The sequence below is a fragment of the Burkholderia sp. Ac-20344 genome, assembly GCF_017104975.1.
Taxonomy (GTDB): Bacteria; Pseudomonadota; Gammaproteobacteria; order Burkholderiales; family Burkholderiaceae; genus Burkholderia.
The window spans coordinates 12,764-30,150 of sequence record NZ_JAAGPP010000118.1; the positions used below are offsets into that span (position 1 = coordinate 12,764).

The 17,387-nt window shown below is 68.5% G+C and carries 17 protein-coding genes and 1 pseudogene; 2 read left to right on the plus strand and 16 right to left on the minus strand.

Annotation, left to right across the window (positions count from 1 at the left end; translation table 11 throughout):
• Positions 1-181 precede the first annotated feature (181 nt).
• Genes G3N64_RS29115 through G3N64_RS29125 form a run of 3 tightly spaced genes read right to left on the minus strand, consistent with a single transcriptional unit; the run spans position 182 to position 2,103 of the window.
• The gene (locus G3N64_RS29115) at positions 182-880 is read right to left on the minus strand and encodes a YoaK family protein (protein WP_205787142.1); all 699 of its coding nucleotides are present in this window, start codon (positions 878-880) and stop codon (positions 182-184) included.
• 57 nt (positions 881-937) lie between these two features.
• Complete coding sequence (locus G3N64_RS29120) at positions 938-1,465, minus strand: chromate transporter (RefSeq protein WP_205787143.1); 528 nt, start codon at positions 1,463-1,465, stop codon at positions 938-940.
• The gene (locus tag G3N64_RS29125; RefSeq protein ID WP_205787144.1) at positions 1,462-2,103 is read right to left on the minus strand and encodes a chromate transporter; all 642 of its coding nucleotides are present in this window, start codon (positions 2,101-2,103) and stop codon (positions 1,462-1,464) included. The genes G3N64_RS29120 and G3N64_RS29125 overlap by 4 nt, the downstream gene beginning before the upstream one ends.
• Before the next feature lie 96 nt (positions 2,104-2,199).
• On the opposite strand from G3N64_RS29125, the gene G3N64_RS29130 reads away from it, so the two are divergent.
• Entirely contained in the window at positions 2,200-3,084 is an 885-nt protein-coding gene (locus G3N64_RS29130) for a transcriptional regulator GcvA (protein WP_205787146.1), read from the plus strand.
• A 58-nt stretch (positions 3,085-3,142) separates the two neighbouring features.
• On the opposite strand, the gene G3N64_RS29135 is transcribed toward G3N64_RS29130, so the two are convergent.
• From G3N64_RS29135 to G3N64_RS29195, 13 genes are all read right to left on the minus strand, one after another.
• Positions 3,143-4,450 (minus strand): solute carrier family 23 protein, encoded by a 1,308-nt coding sequence (locus G3N64_RS29135; protein ID WP_205787148.1) that lies wholly within the window; start codon positions 4,448-4,450, stop codon positions 3,143-3,145.
• Between the two features lie 280 nt (positions 4,451-4,730).
• Positions 4,731-5,966 carry a flagellar hook-associated protein FlgL gene (gene flgL / locus G3N64_RS29140; RefSeq protein WP_205787150.1) on the minus strand — a complete coding sequence of 412 codons (1,236 nt, stop codon included), beginning with the start codon at positions 5,964-5,966 and terminating at the stop codon, positions 4,731-4,733.
• Positions 5,967-5,983: 17 nt separating this feature from the next.
• Positions 5,984-7,915, minus strand: coding sequence for a flagellar hook-associated protein FlgK (flgK, locus tag G3N64_RS29145; RefSeq protein WP_205787151.1), 1,932 nt, complete (start codon positions 7,913-7,915; stop codon positions 5,984-5,986).
• Between the two features lie 195 nt (positions 7,916-8,110).
• A complete protein-coding gene (locus G3N64_RS29150; protein ID WP_205787152.1) occupies positions 8,111-8,866 on the minus strand; it encodes a flagellar brake protein in 756 nt (251 codons plus the stop codon).
• A gap of 219 nt (positions 8,867-9,085) precedes the next feature.
• Positions 9,086-10,069, minus strand: a complete 984-nt coding sequence (gene flgJ, locus G3N64_RS29155) for a flagellar assembly peptidoglycan hydrolase FlgJ (protein ID WP_205787153.1) — start codon at positions 10,067-10,069, stop codon at positions 9,086-9,088.
• Entirely contained in the window at positions 10,070-11,248 is a 1,179-nt protein-coding gene (locus tag G3N64_RS29160) for a flagellar basal body P-ring protein FlgI (RefSeq protein ID WP_205787154.1), read from the minus strand.
• A 5-nt stretch (positions 11,249-11,253) separates the two neighbouring features.
• The gene (gene flgH / locus G3N64_RS29165) at positions 11,254-11,946 is read right to left on the minus strand and encodes a flagellar basal body L-ring protein FlgH (RefSeq protein ID WP_021164161.1); all 693 of its coding nucleotides are present in this window, start codon (positions 11,944-11,946) and stop codon (positions 11,254-11,256) included.
• 20 nt (positions 11,947-11,966) lie between these two features.
• Positions 11,967-12,755, minus strand: a complete 789-nt coding sequence (gene flgG / locus G3N64_RS29170) for a flagellar basal-body rod protein FlgG (RefSeq protein ID WP_205787155.1) — start codon at positions 12,753-12,755, stop codon at positions 11,967-11,969.
• Positions 12,756-12,789: 34 nt separating this feature from the next.
• Entirely contained in the window at positions 12,790-13,548 is a 759-nt protein-coding gene (gene flgF / locus G3N64_RS29175) for a flagellar basal-body rod protein FlgF (RefSeq protein WP_205787156.1), read from the minus strand.
• 19 nt (positions 13,549-13,567) lie between these two features.
• A complete protein-coding gene (gene flgE, locus G3N64_RS29180) occupies positions 13,568-14,812 on the minus strand; it encodes a flagellar hook protein FlgE (protein ID WP_205787158.1) in 1,245 nt (414 codons plus the stop codon).
• A gap of 33 nt (positions 14,813-14,845) precedes the next feature.
• Positions 14,846-15,592: a flagellar hook assembly protein FlgD gene (locus tag G3N64_RS29185; protein ID WP_205787160.1), complete on the minus strand. Its 747-nt coding sequence runs from the start codon at positions 15,590-15,592 to the stop codon at positions 14,846-14,848.
• Positions 15,593-15,955: 363 nt separating this feature from the next.
• Complete coding sequence (gene flgC, locus G3N64_RS29190; protein ID WP_205787161.1) at positions 15,956-16,381, minus strand: flagellar basal body rod protein FlgC; 426 nt, start codon at positions 16,379-16,381, stop codon at positions 15,956-15,958.
• Between the two features lie 40 nt (positions 16,382-16,421).
• On the minus strand, positions 16,422-16,910 hold the full coding sequence (locus G3N64_RS29195) for a flagellar basal body rod protein FlgB (RefSeq protein WP_085041863.1): 489 nt from the start codon (positions 16,908-16,910) through the stop codon (positions 16,422-16,424).
• 204 nt (positions 16,911-17,114) lie between these two features.
• On the opposite strand from G3N64_RS29195, the pseudogene G3N64_RS29200 reads away from it, so the two are divergent.
• Positions 17,115-17,387 (plus strand): annotated as a pseudogene (locus G3N64_RS29200) (flagellar biosynthesis protein FlgA); the annotation flags it as partial.

A 17,387-nucleotide genomic window follows, 5' to 3' on the forward strand; every position in this document is an offset into this window, starting at 1 on the left:
CGCGGTAACGGCGGAACTGTCGCCCGCGCACAACGCTGCCCGCGCGAGGCTTGCCCGGCGGCCATCGGGCGCCGCGCGGCAGCGACCGATCGCGCGGCTTACGGCACGTCAGATCTGTCAGGATCGCGCGGCGGGTGCCGCGGAACGGGCGCACGTACGGGTGCGCCCGCGGGATACGCAGTCACGCCGCCGCGGGCCCGCCTTCGGCCGTATGCCGGCGCCACGCACGCCGGACGATTTCCGCGAATGCGCCGACGAGCAGCAGCACGGCACCCCACAGCGCGACCTCCGGCACGAGCCGCGTCACGAGGCCGCCGGCCACCGCGCCGGCCAGGAAGCAGAAGCTGATCGTCGCGAGCAGCGCCGAGTCGTGCAGCGCGCCCGCGTCGTAGCGCGGGATCAGCCCGACGAACAGCTTCTGCGCGGCGCGCCGCAGGTTGCCGGTCGTCATCACCGACGTGTACGACAGCTCCTCGAGATGGGTGAACGACAGCGTCTGCAGCGTCGCGACGAACGAGATGCCCGGAATCAGCCACGCGCTCGACGCGCCGACGAGGCCGCTCGCGGCGACGCCGAGAAAGGCGATCTCGACGAGCAGGCTCGTGAACGCGGTATGCCGCATCCAGCCGCGCTGCGCGGCGAGGCCGAGCAGGTGCGCGACGAACACCGCGATCACGAAGCCGACGAGCGGCGGCACGTGATGCAGCGCGGCGGCCCATTCGCCGGCCGACAGGTTGATGCCGAGCAGCGCGACGTTGCCGGTCATCGTGTTCGCGAACACGTGGCCGTGGCCGACATACGTGTACGCGTCGAGGTAGCCGCCGGACAGCGTCAGCAACGCGGCGACAGTGAGATTGCGGCTGGCGCCGTCGAGATCCATCGAGCCTCCCGTGAAGATTCGCGCCAGTATGGCGCACGAGCGGTCGATCTGCGCCGGTCACTGCCCGATGCCCGTGAGCCCGATCAGCGCGCCGCCCGCGAGCAGCCACAGCGGATGGATGCGCGTGCGCCATGCGAGCACCGCGCACGCGGCCGTGATGCCCCACTGGATCGCCGTGCGGTTCGACGCCTCGGAGATCAGCACCGCGCTCGCCGCGACGAGCCCGGCCGTGACGGGCATCATCCCCTGCTGCACGTAGCGGCGCCACGGCCGGTCGCGAAAGCGCTCCCACGCATGCAGCGCGAGCACGGTGACGATCGACGACGGCCCGAACTTCGCGAGCGACGCGACCAGCAGCCCGCTCCAGCCGGCCACGTGCCAGCCGACCAGCGACACGATCATCATGTTCGGCCCGGGCGCCGCCTGGGCCAGCGCGAACAGCGCGGTGAACGCGTGCGCGCTCATCCAGTGATGGACATCGACGACCTGCCGCTGCATCTCCGGCAGGATCGTGTTGCCGCCGCCGAACGCGAGCAGCGACAGCTGGCTGAAGATCGTCGCGATGGCGATCAGCGTGTCGTTCATGGCCGGCCCCCTGGCTGCGTGTCGCGTGCCTCGGTGGCCGGCGCCGGCTGCGGCGTGGCCGCGTCGCGGCGCCGCGACGCGAGCCAGATGCTGACGGGCGTCAGCACGAGCATCGCGGTCAGCAGCGGGATGCGCAGCACCGCGATCGCGACGAACGCGAGCACCGCGATGCCGGCCGCCTCGCGCGCGTGCCGCAGCGGCTTCGCGACCTTCACGGCCATCGCGACGAGCAGCCCGGCCGCCGCGGCGGCGAGCCCCGCGAACAGGTGCTGCACGCGCGGATCGTTCTGCGTCTTCGCGTACAGCACGCCGAGCCCGACGACGACGAGCGTCGGGCCGGCAATCAGCCCGAGAATGCCGGCGAACGCGCCGGCGACGCCGCGAAAGCGCATGCCGACCGCCACCGACAGGTTGATCACGTTGCCGCCCGGCAGGAACTGGCACAGCCCGAGCAGGTCGGTGAATTCGTCGGCGGAGAGCCACTTGCGCTCTTCGACGATGGTGCGCCGCGCGAACGGCAGCGCACCGCCGAACGACATGAGGCCAAGCGACAGGAAACCGGTGAACAGCTCGGCGAGGCCGATGCGGCGAGGCGACGCGGCTGGCGGCGGGGCGGCAGGCGGAAAGGCGGATTGCATGGGGCTCCTCATCAAACGGTGAACCGAGGTTACCGCCGTTCGGCGTGCCGGCAAAACGATTTTATCGGTGCGCCCTTGTGATCTAGAATCACAAGCATGCCACGCGATCTCCCGCCCTTTTCCGCGCTTCGGGCCTTTGAAGCCGCGGCACGACATGAAAGCTTCAGCGCCGCCGGCGACGAGCTGCATGTGACTCACGGTGCCATCAGCCGGCAGATCGCCGGGTTCGAGGCCTGGCTCGGCAAGCCGGTGTTCCACCGCTACGGCAAGCGCGTGAAGCTCACCGACGAAGGCCGCCGCTACCTGGACACCGTGCGCGCGGCGTTCGACAGCATCGCGCTCGCGACCGAGCAGCTGCGCAACACGGGCGCGGCACGCGTGCTGCGCATCAATGCGCTGCCGACCTTCGCGATGAAATGGCTGCTGCCGCGCCTGTCGCGGTTCCAGCGCGACGTGCCGAACGTCGAACTGAAGCTGTCGACGTCGAACGCGCCGCTCGACGCGCTCGACGGCTTCGACGTCGCGATCCGCCGCGGCCCCGGCCACTGGCCGAACTGCACGAGCGGCCACTTCCTCGACGAAAGCGTGATTCCCGTCTGCAGCCCCGCGCTGCTCAAGCGCGCGCCGATCGCGCGCGCGGACGATCTCGCGCGCCACGTGCTGCTGCATTCGGATACGCGGCCGGAAGGCTGGCGCGACTGGTTCGCGGCGGCCGGCGTGGCGATGAAGGGACGCAAGCGGCAGTCGTTCGACCACTTCTACCTGGCGTTGCAGGCGGCCGTCGACGGTCTTGGCGTCGCGCTCGGCCCGTTGCCGCTGATCGACGACGAACTCGCGAGCGGCCGGCTGGTGATGCCGCTGGAGGGGCCGCGCATCGCAACGCGCAGCTACTGGTGGATCGCGCCGCGCGCGCCTGCCCACGATCCTCTGGTCGCGCAGTTCTGCGCGTGGCTGCAGACGCAGTCGAACGTCGGCGCATAGCGCATCGACGTTCGACGCCGACGATGACGCGGGCGGCCAGACACCGCCCGCCGGAGGCTCAGACCACCGGGCCCGGTTCCTTTTCCTTGCGCAGGATCGCGTACAGGATGATCGCGCCGAACGTCGCGGTGCCGATCCCGCCGAGCCCGAAGCCGCCGATCTTCAGCGAGAAGTCGCCGGCGCCGAGCACCAGCGTGACGGCCGCGACGATCAGGTTGCGGTTGTCGGAGAAGTCGACCTTGTTGACGACCCAGATCCGCGCGCCCGTCACCGCGATCAGCCCGAACACGACGATCGACACGCCGCCGAGCACGGGGCCCGGAATCGTCTGGATCACCGCACCGAACTTCGGCGAGAAGCCGAGCACGATCGCGATCAGCGCCGCGACCGCGAACACCAGCGTCGAGTAGATCCGCGTGACGGCCATCACGCCGATGTTCTCCGCGTAGGTCGTCACGCCCGTGCCGCCGACGCTGCCCGACACGATCGTCGCGAGCCCGTCGCCGATGAACGCGCGGCCCACGTAGCGATCGAGGCTGGTGCCCGTCATCGCGCTGACGGCCTTGATGTGGCCGAGGTTCTCGGCAACCAGGATCACCGCGATCGGCGCCAGCATCAGCATCGCGTGCGGATCGAAGACCGGCGTGCGGAAGCTCGGCACCCCGAACCAGGCCGCATGCCCGACGATCGAGAAGTCGATCGGCTTGCCGAGCCCCATCCCGTTGGTCGCGACCGCGTAGATCGCGTACGCGATCGCCAGCCCGACCAGGATCAGCAGGCGCTGCATCATGCCGCGCGAGAACACCGCGACGCCGCCGACGCACAGCACCGTGACGAGCGCCATCACCGATTCGAAGGTCGACGCGGACACGCCCTTGACCGCGATCGGCGCCAGGTTCAGCCCGATCACCGCGACCACCGCGCCGGTCACGACGGGCGGCATCAGCGTCTCGATCCAGCGCGTGCCGATCGCCTGCACCAGCGCACCGAGCGCGACGTACACGACGCCGCACGCGACGATCCCGCCGAGCGCGACCGGGATGTTCGGGTTCGGGCCGCTGCCGCCGTAGCCGGTCACCGCGATCACGAGGCCGATGAACGCGAAGCTCGAGCCGAGGTAGCTCGGCACGCGGCCGCCGACCAGCACGAAGAACAGCAGCGTGCCGATGCCCGACATGAAGATGCACAGGTTCGGGTCGAAGCCCATCAGCAGCGGCGCGAGCACGGTCGAGCCGAACATCGCGACGACGTGCTGCACGCCCATCGCGACCATCTGCGGCCACGCCAGGCGCTCGTCGGGGCCGACCACGCGCGATGCCGCGCCGGTCGATTGCACCCGCCAGCGCGGGAAGTAGGAATCGGACATGGGGAAAAGGGGCTCCTGTCGGTCGGTCGCCGGCTGCGGAGGATGCGCCGGTCTGGAATCTGGCGCGAGTTTACGGAGCGGAAATGGGGCTGGCAAGCGGACTGATACGCAGGCGGGGAGCGGGGCCGGCACGCGCGGCGCACGGCTTGCCGTGCGTGCGAAACGGGGCACGATGGCGCGGCCCGGTGGAGCGCCCGTCCGCGCATGGAAAGGCGCGGACGGCGGTCGACGCCGGCCGCGACGCAAGCGTGCGCTCACATCGCGGCCGGCGCGGCGTGCATCAGGGATTGATGTACTGGAACAGCGACAGGTTCTGCAACTGCGCGTAAGCCTTCTGCGAGCCCGTCAGCGCGTTCTGCATCTGCAGGAACTGGCTGATCGTCGACACCATGTTGGTACTCGTCAGGTCGGACAGGTTGCTGGTGACCTGCAGCGTGTTGGTCTGGTTCACCGTCTGCATCGCCTTGATTTCCTGCTCGCGGCCGCCGACCGACGCCTGCACGGTGAGGACGTTCGTCATCATGTTGTTCAGCTTCGTCGTGCCGGTCGTCATCGCGTTCGCGAGCGCGGCCGCGGCCGTCGTGTTGCTGCTGATCGGCACCTTCAGCGCGGCGATCATCGTGTCGAGCGCCGCGAACACGTCGGTGCCGGCCTTCGGCGCGGGTGTGACCGTGAACGAATCGCCGGGCGCCGGGTTGCCCGACACGGGCACCGACAGGCCGTTGCCCAGCGCGATCCCGGCGCCGGCCGAATACGCCTGCGCGGCGGTCGTGGTCGGCGGCACGGCGGTGTTGTCGGTGACCGTATAGGTCGGCGCGGCGGCCGTGCCGCCGAACGCGATCGTGAACTGGTGCGTATTGGTCGCGGCCGACGGGCTCGTGATCGACACCGCGCCGATCGTGCCCGTGCCCGTGTTGCCCGCGCCGGCGAGCGGCACCGGCTGGCTGCCGAGCATCGGTACCGACATGAACACGTTCGCGCCGTTGTCGCCTTGCGAGATCGCGCGCGTGTCGGCGATCTGCACCTGCCGCGTGCCCGAGTCGCCGCTGTAGGTCACGCCGCCGCCCGGCGCGTTCGAGAACGGCGCCGTGGTCGACTGGAAGCCCGAGAACAGGTAGTTGCCCGAGCCGTCCGTCGAGTTCGCGAGCGTCAGCAACTGGTCGCGATAGCCCTGCAGCTGCGTCGACAGCGCGGAACGGTCGCTGTCGGACATCGAGCCGTCGCCGGCCTGGATCACGACCGTATGGATGTTGTTCAGCAGGTTGTTGACGCTGATGAGCGTCTGGTCTTCCTTCTGCAACGACGACAGCGCGGCGTTCTGGTTCGACGCATACTGCGACAGCGTCGCCGACGTCATCGACAACTGCACCGCCTGCGCCGCGCCGAGCGGGTTGTCCGCAGGCGTCGACAGGCTCACGCCGCTCGAGATCTGCTGGTACAGCTGCGAGAGCTGCGCCTGCTGATCGTTCATCTGAGCGACGTTCATCTGGTAGAACTGGGTGGTGGAAATCCGCATCGCTTCGATCCCCGAAATCAGTTGAACAGGCCGAGCACGGTCTGGAACAGCGTCGACGCGGTCTGGATCACCTTCGCGTTCGCCTGGTAGAGCTGCTGGTACTGCATCAGGTTGGCCGCTTCCTCGTTCTGGTTCACGCCCGACACCGATTGCTGCGCTTCCGTGATCTGGCCGATCAGCGAGGTCTGCGCGGCGCTCGACGACTTCAGCTGGCTCGTCGTGTTGCCGATGCTGTTCACGTAGTTCGCGTACGCGCCCGTCAGCGTGGTCGAGCCGTTGCCGAACGATTTCGAGTTGACGAGCTTCGACAGCGCGAGCGCGTTGCTGCCGTCGTTCGTGCCGCCCGAGTTCGGCGCGACCGTGAACGTGTCGCCGGCCGTGGGCGCGCCCGACACCGTCACCGTGACACCGGCCGTCAGCGTGATCGGCGAACCGGACTGGTACGGCTGCGCGGCGGTGGTCGTCGGGGGCACGGCCGTGTTGTCGGTGACCGTGTAGGTCGGGCTGGCGGTCGTGCCGCCCATCGTGATCGTGTAGTTGTGCGGGTTGGCCGCGGCCGTCGCGCTGGTGACCGCCAGACCGCCGATCGTGCCGGTGCCCGTGTTCGTCTTGGTGGCCGACGGCACGTACGGCGACGCCGCCGCGATCGCGGAGCCGTTCGACGTCGCGAGGCCGAAGCCGTTCAGCGCGCCGCGCGTCGGCTGCACGGTGAACTTGTCGCCGGCGTTCATCGAGCCGGACGAGAACGAGAAGTTCAGCCCGCCGATCGACCCCGGCATCGAGGTCGACGTACCGACCACCGCGCCGCTCGCGCGGTCGGTCAGCGTGTACTTGGCGCCGTCGTACGACAGCGTGTAGTCGCTCGCAGTCGGCTGCGACGCGTTCGCGAACGACACGGACAGCGCCGCATTGCCGGTATTGCCCTGGTTCGCGTAGGTGATCGGCGTGCCGGTCGTGAACAGGTTGCCGCCGACATTGCCCGACAGGTCGATGCCGAGCGCGTTCTGCGCGTTGACCTGCGCGGCGAAGCTGGTCGCGATCGCGCCGAGCTGCGCTTGGGCAGGATCGAGCGTCTGGCTGCGGAACGCGAGCAGGCCGCCGAGCGTGCCGCCCGACAGCGATGCGTCGGACAGGAACTGGTTCGGCCCCTGCGGGTTCGCGCCGGCGATGCCCTGCGACACGACGGTCAGCTCGCTCGGATCGGACGGCGACGCGACGGTCGCGAGCTGGTAGCTCTTGTTCGCGACGACGAGCGGCGTGCCGCCCGCGAGAAACACGCTGTAGCCGTCGCTGTTGCGCACGACCTGCACGCCGGCGAGGTTCGACAGGTTCGACACCGCGAGGTCGCGCTGGTCCATCAGCTGGTTCGGCGGCTGGCCCTGGCTGCTCGCGGACGCGATCTGCTGGTTCAGCTGCGCGATCTGCGCGGTGTACGCGTTGATCTGCGTCACGGTGTTCGTCAGCTGCGTGTTCACGCTCTGGCGCAGCACGTCGTACTGCTGGCCGGCCGCCGTGATCTGGTTCGCGAGCGTCTGCGCATTGCTCATCGCGGTCTGCCGCACCGACGAGTCGGACGCGCTGTTCGCGACGTTCTGCATCCCGGTGAAGTAGTTCGTGATCGCGGTCGAGATGCCGGACGTCGGGCTGCCGATGTAGTTGTTCAGCTGCGTGACGAGCGAATACCACGTCGACAGCGCGCCGCTCTGCGTCTGCGCGCCGTTCAGCTGGTCGCTCAGGTACTGGCTGTACTGCCGCTGCACGGTGACGGTATTCACGCCCTGCGGCATGTAGCCGCTGCTCGTGTACTGGCCGCTCGCCTCGGCATAGACGGGGCGTTCGACCGAATAGCCCGGCGTCGCCGCGTTGCTGATGTTCTGGCCGGTCGTCGTGAGGCCCCAGAGTGCGGCATTCAGGCCGCTGACGCCGAGGTTCATGAGTGTGTTGGACATGCGCGATCCTGATGAGCCGGCCGCGCTGCGGCCGCCGGGTTGCGTGACTCCCGGTATAACGGCCGCGGATCGGAAAAATTGAGGAAAAAATGCATGCGCGACGCGCACTCGCGCGTCGCGGGTCGAAGCGTGCGGCCGACCGGGCCGGCGGCGGTGTGCGGGCGGCCCCGGGCGGGGCCGGCCACTGCTTGCGCGTCAGGCCCGCGCGAGCGAGCGGCGCTTCATCTCGAGCTGCGTGATCAACCGCTGCAGCGTGTTCTCCGCGCTGCCCGGCAGCGACATGTAGCGGAAGCCGAGCTGGTAGCGCCGCGACCCGTTCGGCATCTGCGTCGAACGCTGCGACACGAGCTGCAGGTCGAGCGACAGCTTGCCGTGGCCGGTCAGCTCGAGCTCGACGTCGGGCAGCAGCGTGCCGACCTCGAGCGCCTCGACGCGTTCGTCGGCCGTGCGCAGCCCCACCCCGCCGAGCGACAGGTTATGCACCTCGAACAGGAAGCCCTCGCCGTCCGGCAGCTTGCCGCGGCACAGGAACGGGTCGACGATCGGCGCGTCGACGCGGAAATATTCGCGGCGCTGGATGCACATCAGCACCTCGGGGAAATCGGCGACGAACGCGGGCAGCCCCTCGTAGCGCGTCTCGCGCGGCGTGCCCGTGGAGAATTCGACGCGCACGCCTTCCGGCGCGGCCGCGAACGTGCAGTGCGACGCGCCGAGGATGCCGGCGTTCTGCTCGGACAGCGCACCCCAGTCGAACGTGAACGTCCGTGCGCCGACATCCACCTCGAGCAGGCGCGTGACGAGCTGGCCGCCCGGATACTGGACGGTCAGGAAATCGCCGCGGTTGACGAGGTTGCGTAGCTGCACGCCGATTTCCAGCGGATTGCGGCGGGCATAGTCGGGCCCGGAGTGGCCTGCATCCAGGCTGGGGTCCGTCGACGTTTCGATATTCATGGCTAGCCGGTCTTTCTTGTCATGGGCGCCCGGGCAACCGGTGCGCAATAAAACCGGGCCAGAACGGGGGCCCGGTCGCAGGTCTCTCACACTTAGCGGCAGTGCTGACCGAAAGTTTAGATCGAAATGGGGGATTTTTTTCGCGCAAACGTTGAAACCGCGCACGGCGGGCTGCCGGGCGCGGTTCAGAGGGGGCGACAGCGGGAGCCGACGGGGCCGTCAGCCGATCTGCTGCATGATCGAAATCAGCTTCTTCGCGTAGTTCGGGTCGGTCGCGTAGCCGGCCTTCTGCATCCCGTGCGCGAAGCCTTCGACGCTGCGGCTCGCGCTCAGCACGCCCGAGTAGCGCGGATTGTTCTTCAGCAGGTTCGCGTAATCGGTCATCGCGTGCTCGTACGAGTCGTACGCGCGGAATTTCGCGACCACGCGGCGCGGCGTGCCGTTCACGTATTCCGTCGTCAGCGCCGACACCGTGCGGCCGGTCCAGCTCTTGGTCGCCTTGATGCCGAACACGTTGTAGCTCGTCGAGCCGTCGGTCGCGCGGATCTCGCGCTTGCCCCAGCCCGATTCGAGCGCGGCCTGGCCGACGATGAAGCGCGCCGGGATGCCGGTCGACGCGCTGGCCGCCTGCGCGGGGCCCGCGAGCCGGTCGACGAACGCGTCGGCGTCCTGCACGCCGCTCGCGCCCTTCAGCGGCGGCGTCAGCGCGCTGCCGGCCGAGTAGCCGCGCGTGCCGGCGAGCCCGCCGTTGTTCGCCGCGTTCGCGTAGGCCTTCGCCATCGCGTTCATCGCGGCGAGGCCGCCTTCGTTCCCGGACGTGCCGAGGCCGCCCGCGCCCAGGCCGGCCGCGCCGACGTCGGCCGCCGTGTCGCTGCCCGCACCCTGCCCCGCGTTGCGCAGCAACTGCTTCATCAGCGCGTCGGCGACACCGATCCCGCGCGTCGACATCTGCTGCGCGAGCTGCTGGTCGAGCATCGACGTGTACATCTTCGACGTATGCGAATCGAACAGCCCGCCGTCGGGCGACGCGTCGCGCATGCTCTTGAGCATCATCTGCGTGAACATCGCGTCGAACTGGCCGGCGACCGCCTTCGCGCCGGCCTGCGGCGACTGCTTCGCCTGCGCGCGCAGTGCGTCGAAACCCTGCACGTCGAGCGCAAAGCGCTGCGTGAGGTCGTTCGCGTTCGGGAGAGTGGCTGCCATTTAGATGATCTCCAGGTCGGCGCGCAGCGCACCCGCGGCCTTCATCGCCTGCAGGATCGACATCAGGTCCGCGGGCGTCGCGCCGAGCGTGTTCAGCGCCTTCACGACGTCGGCGAGATTCGCGCCGGCCGTCACCATCTTCAGCGCGCCGTTGTCCTGCTTGAGCTGGATCTGCGACTGCTGCGCCACCACCGTCTGCCCGTTCGAGAACGGCCCCGGCTGCGACACGACCGGCTGCGTGTTGACGACGACCGACAGGTTGCCGTGCGCGACCGCGCAGCTCTGTAGCGTGACCATCTGGTTCATCACGATCGAGCCGGTGCGCGCGTTCAGGATCACCTTCGCCGCGGCCTTGTCCGGGCTGACGTCGAGGTTCTGCAGCCGCGCCATGAACGCGACCTGCTGCGCCGAATCGGCCGGCGCGGCCAGCTGGATCGTGCGGCCGTCGAGCGCCGTCGCGGTGCCCGGGCCGAAGCCCGAATTGACCGCGGACACGATCCGCTGCGCGGTGCCGTAGTCCATGTCGTTCAGTTGCAGCTGCAGCACGCCGTTCATCTGCGCGATCGCGTTCGGCACCGACCGCTCGACGATCGCGCCGCCGACGATCCGGCCGGCCGCGAGCTGGTTCACCTGCACGCGGCTGCCGTTCGCGCTGGCGCCGGCACCGCCGACCGCCATGTTGCCCTGCGCGAGCGCATAGACCTGGCCGTCCGCGCCTTTCAGCGGCGTCAGCAGCAGCGTGCCGCCGCGCAGGCTCTTCGCGTTGCCGAGCGACGACACGGTGACGTCGAGCGCCTCGCCCGGCCGCGCGAACGGCGGCAGCGTGGCGGTCACCATCACGGCCGCGACGTTCTTCAGCTGCATGTTGCTCAGCTGCGACGCGCCGCCGTTGGCCGAACCGTTGTTGATCGAGATGCCGAGGTTCGCGAGCATGTTCGCGAGCGTCTGCGTCGTGAACGGCGTCTGCATCGTCTGGTCGCCCGTGCCGTCGAGGCCGACGACGAGGCCATAGCCGATCAGCGGGTTGTCGCGCACGCCCTGGATCTGCGCGAGATCCTTCAGGCGTTCCGCGTGCGCGCTCGCCGCGCCGAACATGCAGGCCACGGCCGCGAACGCGACCGCGAGCCGCGCGGCGGCATGCGCGCGGGCCGACAGGCGGTTGAACAGGGTCTTCTGCATCGTCATCACCACGGCGCGATGTTGAGGAAGAAGCGCTGCAGCCAGCCCATCGTCTCGGCTTCGTTGATGTAGCCCTTCGACGAGTATTCGATCTTCGCGTCGGCGACCTGCGTCGAGTAGACGGAGTTCGCGCCCGAGATCGTGTTCGGGTTCACGACGCCCGAGAAGCGCACGAATTCGTTGCCCTGGTTGATCAGCATCTGCTTCTCGCCGCTGACCACGAGGTTGCCGTTCGGCAGCACGTTGGTGACGGTCACCGTAATCGTGCCGTTGAACGTGTTCGCCGCGCTCGCGCCGCCCGTCGCCGCGAACTTGTTGTTGCCCGCCGCCGACAGGTTCGCCTTCGCGAACAGCCCGCCGAGGAAGCCGGCCGTCGGCACGTTGAAGTCGGTGTTGCCCTGCCGGTTCGTGTTCGCGCCCGACGACTTGGTCGCGTTGATGTTCTCCGCGATCATGATCGTCAGGATGTCGCCGACGTTGCGCGGCCGCTGATCCTCGAAGAGCGGCCGCCCCGCGTAGCCGGGGTTGTAGATCGAGCCGGGCGCCTGCATCGACATCGGCGCCGGCGGCTGCGCCGTCATCGGCTGCTGGATGATCGGATCGCGCGGAATCTGCGCGCAACCGGCGGCGAGCGCCGCCACCGCGACCGCGCACGCGGCGCGGACGGTGGCTGACGGGAGGAGGCGAACCTGCTTCATGGCGACGACGGGTGTTCCGGTTAGCTCTTCATCTGCGTGACGGTCTGCAGCATCTGGTCGGACGTCGTCACGGCCTTGCTGTTGATCTCGTAGGCACGCTGCGTCTGGATCATGTTGACGAGCTCCTGCACGACGTTCACGTTCGACGCTTCGACATAGTTCTGGCTGAGCGTGCCCGCGCCGTTCAGGCCCGGCTGCGACACGTTCGGCGCGCCCGACGACGTGGTCTCGGAGAACAGGTTCTCGCCGCGCGCCTCGAGGCCGGCCGGGTTGATGAAGGTCGCGACCTGCAGCGAGCCGATCTGCACCGCGTTGGTCGAGCCCGCCTGCGTGATCGTCACGACGCCGTCCTTGCCGATCGTCAGCGACGTCGCGTTCTGCGGGATCGTGATCGCCGGCAGGATCTGGTAGCCGCTCGACGTGACGAGCTGGCCCTGCGCGTTGGTCTGGAACGAGCCGTCGCGCGTGTACGCGTTCGTGCCGTCCGGCATCAGCACCTGGAAGAAGCCCGCGCCGTTGATCGCGACGTCCTTCGCGTTGCCGGTCTGCGTGAGGCCACCCTGCGTGTACAGGCGCTCGGTCGCGACCTGCTGCACGCCGGTGCCGAGCTGCAGGCCCGACGGCAGCTCGGTCTGCTGCGTCGAGTTCGCGCCGGGCTGGCGGATGGTCTGGTACAGCAGGTCCTCGAACACCGCGCGCGACGCCTTGAAGCCGTTCGTGCTGGTGTTCGCGAGGTTGTTCGAAATCACGTCCATCTGCGCCTGCTGCGCATTCATGCCGGTGGCGGCGATGTAGAGCGAACGGTTCACTTGTCAGGTCTCCTGCGTGGGCTGGCGCGGGCGCTCAGCTGAAATTGAGCAGCTGGTTCGCCGTCTGCTCGTTCTGGTCGGCCGTCTGGATCAGCTTCGACTGAAGCTGGAACGCGCGCGCGTTGTCGATCATCGCGACCATCGCGCTCACCGGGTTGACGTTGCTGCCTTCGAGCGAATTCGGCGTGACGACCACGTTCGGGTCGGCGTCGGCCGGATTGCCGTCGGCGGTGCGGAACAGCCCGTCGTTGCCGCGCGTGAGCGTGGCGGGATCGGGATTGACGAGCTTCATCTGGTCGACGATCGCGACCGCCGTCGGCGGGTCGCCCGGCATCAGCGCCGAAATCGTGCCGTCCTTGCCGATCGTCACTTCCGCGTTCGGCGGCACCGAGATCGGGCCGCCGTTGCCGACCACCGGCAGGTTGCTCGCGTTGACGAGCTGGCCGTTCTCGTCCACGTGCAGGTTGCCGGCGCGCGTGTACGCCTCGCTGCCGTCGGCCGCCTGCACCGCCAGCCAGCCGGCGCCCTGCACGGCGACGTCGAGCGGGTTGCCGGTGCGCGTGATCGGACCCGGCGCGTAGTCGGCGCCGGGCGTCGACGCGAGCACGTAGGTGCGCGTCGTCGTCGGGTCGATCGTGCTGCCGTCGCCGAAATTCATCGGCACCGCGCGATACGTCGCGAGTTGCGCGCGAAAGCCCGTCGTCGACGTGTTCGCGAGGTTGTTCGCGACGATCGCCTGCTGGTCGAGCGACTGCGACGCACCCGTCATCGCCGTGTAGATCAGTCGGTCCATGGCTGCCCGTTATCCGCGCTTACAGGTTGATGAGCGTCTGGTCGACGGTCTGCTGCGTCTTGATCGTCTGCGCGTTCGCCTGGTAGTTGCGCTGCGCGGTGATCAGGTTGACGAGCTGCGACGTGAGGTCGACGTTCGAGTTCTCGAGCGCGCTGCCCTGCAGCGTGCCGTGGTTCGTGCTGCCCGGCGCCGAGACCTGCGGCACGCCCGACGCGGCGCTTTCCGCATACTGGTTGCCGCCGAGGTTCACCAGCCCGTTCGGGTTGTTGAAGTTCGCGAGCGCGATCTGGCCGAGCACGGCGGTCTGGCCGTTCGAGTAGTTGCCGGTCAGCTTGCCGTCGGTGCCGATCGTGTAGGTCGTCAGCGTGCCGCTCGCATAGCCGTCCTGCGCGAGGTTGTTCACGCCGTCCTTGCCGCCGTACTGCGTCGTGCCGGTCAGGTCGAGCGTGAGGCTCTGCGGCGTCGCCGAGCCGTCGGTGTTCGGCACCGTGAACTGGAACTGGCCGACCGACGTGGTCGGCACGGGCGGCGTGCCCGTCGTCGTGCTCTGGATCGCGCCCGACGTATTGAAGTTGACCGTGCCGAGATCGGTCGTGGCGCCGCCCTGCACGCCCGCGTACGCTTCCCACGTGCCGGCCGCCGACTTCACGAAGTACATGTTGACCGCTTGCGAGCCGCCGAGCGAGTCGTACACCTGGATCGACGTCGAGTAGTTGTAGGTCGTGTTGTCGGTCGCGCTGAACGGCGTCTTGGTCGGCACCGTGTCCTGCGAGTTCAGGTTGAACTGGGCCGAGATCTTGGTCGTCGCGGTCGGTGCGATGTTGGTCGTCGGCGCCTGCAGCGGCACGGTCTGCGCGGTGTTGATCACGCCGCCGCCCGTGTTCGCTGCGTAGCCCATCAGGTTGCGGCCCTGCGAGTCGACGATGTAGCCGTTCTTGTCGCGCTGGAACGTGCCGTCGCGCGAGTACGTCGTCACGCCGTTGTTCGACATCTGGAAGAAGCCGTTGCCGTTGATCGCGACGTCGAGCGACGAGTTCGTCGTGTTGATCGTGCCCTGGCCGAAATTCTGCTCCACCGCGTTCAGCGCCGTGCCGATGCCGATCTGCGTGTTGGTCGACGTCGCGACCGAGTTCGCGTACATGTCCGCGAACTGCGCGGTGCTCGACTTGAAGCCGACCGTGTTCGCGTTCGCGATGTTGTTGCCGATCACGTCGAGCGCGTTCGATGCACCCGAGAGGCCGCTCAGACCCTGTTGATAACCCATTTCGGTCTCCGTTTCGAGATTGCTCGGTCAGTATCAGTTGGTGGTGCCGCTGCCGGACGAAGACGTCGCGGTGTTCGGGAAAATCGACGCGACCTGGGTCAGCCCCACCGTCGTGCCGTTCGACAGCACGAGCCCCGCCGTGCCGTCCGCCTGCTTGATCACGCTCTGCACCGTCGACGCCGCGAGCGTCGTGGCCGGCTGCGGCGTGCCGTTGCTGTCGGTGTACGACGCGCTGACCGTGTACTTGCCGTCCGGCAGCGCGTTGCCCGCCGCGTCGGTCGGCGTCCAGTTGAACGGCACGGTGCCGGCCGACTGCGCGCCCGCGTTGATCGTGTTCACCACGGTGCCCGCCGCGTTCTTCACGGTGATCGTCAGGTTCGACACCGCGCTCGACAGCGACACGCCGAACGGCGACGCCGCGCCGCTCTTCACCGCGACCGCGTTGCCCGGCGCGAGCACGTTCGTGCCGATCAGCAGCGCGGCCTGCGTCTGCTGGCCGGCCGTGAGCTGCGTCGACAGCGACGTGAGCGACGTGTTCAGCTGCGCGATGCCGCTCACCGTGTTGATCTGCGCGAGCTGCGACGTCATCTGCGAGCTGTCGACCGGGCTGGTCGGATCCTGGTTCTGCAGCTGCGTGACGAGCAGCTTCAGGAACGTCGCCTGCAGGTCGCTCGCCGACGTGCCGTTGGTCGACGACACGTTGTTGGTGTTCATCGTGTCGGTCGGCAGCTTCGACACGTTGGTGCCGTTGCTGCCGATCGTCGTGCTGGAGGAAGTCATCCTGGGTAGCCTTCTGTCGGAACTGTCGGGTTAGGGTCTGTTTACATATGGAACGCGCATGCGTTGCTACGAGAACGGCCGCTCGCGAGGCGCGTGACGCCGCGAATACTGACGTATTCGCAAGGAGCGCAACGCGGCGAGCGGCCGTTCTCGTAGCAACCCCAAATTAAAAAATTCACGTCACGGGAATGCCCGAAATCGCCCGTATGGCGGCGTCGTTCGTCGCTTGTTTGGCGCGGCCAAACGGCGCTCCTCACTTCTTGCCCTACGCCCCGGAGGAAGTCCCCTTGGGGGACGAGCGATTTCGGGCATTCGCATGTGCGTTCCATATGTAAACAGACCCTAGGTCGGTCGGCGCGCGGCTTACGAGCCGATCGTCAGCGTCTTGAGCATCAGCGTCTTCGCGGTGTTCAGGGTCTCGACGTTGGCCTGGTACGAGCGCGACGCCGAGATCATGTTCACCATCTCCTGCACCGGATCGACGTTCGGCATCTGCACGTAGCCGTTCGCGTCGGCGGACGGGTTCGACGGGTCGTAGGTCGACTTCATCGGCGACGGGTCGTCCATCACCTTCGTCACGCGCACGCCGCCCACGCCCTGGCCGGACGCGGTGCGCGCGCCGCCGATCGGGTCGGTCGCGAACACGACCTGCTTGGCCTTGTACGGCTTGCCGTCGGGGCCGGTCGCGCTGTCGGCGTTCGCGAGGTTCGACGCGGTGACGTTCAGGCGCTGCGACTGCGCGGACAGCGCCGAGCCGGCGACGCCGAAGATGTTCATCAACGAAGGCATGGAAGCTCCTTTTGCTCGGATTCGGAGGCGGTGCGCGCCGTCACTGGTTCGTCGAGATCGCGGCGATCATCGCCTTGATCTGCTGGGTCATCACGGTCATCCCGGTCTGGTAGTGCAGCGCGTTGTTCGCGAACTGCACGCGCTCGACGTCGAGATCGACCGTGTTGCCGTCGAGCGACGGCTGCAGCGGCATCCGGTATTGCGCACGGCCGTAGTCGTCCGACGGGCCGCCCGTCGGGATCAGCTTCGCGGTGCCGGCCATGTGGCCTGCCGCCGTCGACACCATCGACATGCCGCTCGTCACGCCGGCCGGCTGCGTCATCGGCAGTTGCGCGGCGTTGCTCGGCGCGAGGCCGCCGCCCGCCTGCTTCAGCGAGCGCGCGAGCGTCGACGCGAAATCGACGTCGCGGGCCTGGTAGCCGGGCGTGTCGGAGTTCGCGATGTTCGACGACAGCAGTTCCTGCCGGTAGGCGCGCACGTCCAGCGCCTGTCGGCCGAACGCGAATTCCGCATCGAGTTTGTCCAGCATGTGTGCGTCTCTCCGTATGAAGCGCTGCACGCCCCTCGCGCCGGATGGCGACCCGAGAGGCTTTTTTCCATGACAGCGATGGTAGGCGTCGAACGCAACCGGCAATCGGGCGAATAACGCGGCAAAGGCCCCCTCTATTCATCGTTTGCGCGACGGCCCCGCTCCCTAGAATGCGAAGCGGAGCAACGGATCGGGGATACGGCGATGACTGACAGCGCACTTCGCGGCAGGAACGGGCGGCTCACGCACGTCCGGCGTGCGTTTGCGCTCGCCGCGGCGCTGTGGATCGCCGCCCCGGCCGCGCACGCGGACGACGGGATGATCGTGATTCCGGGACGCGGCGAGACGGCCGAAACCGCGCTCGCGCACGCCAATGCGGCGGGCGGCGGGCAGTTCGGCGGGCAGTTCGGCGGGCAGTTCGGCGGGCAGTTCGGCGGGAATGCGGCGATGGCGCCGGGTGCGGGCCTGGCGCCGGAC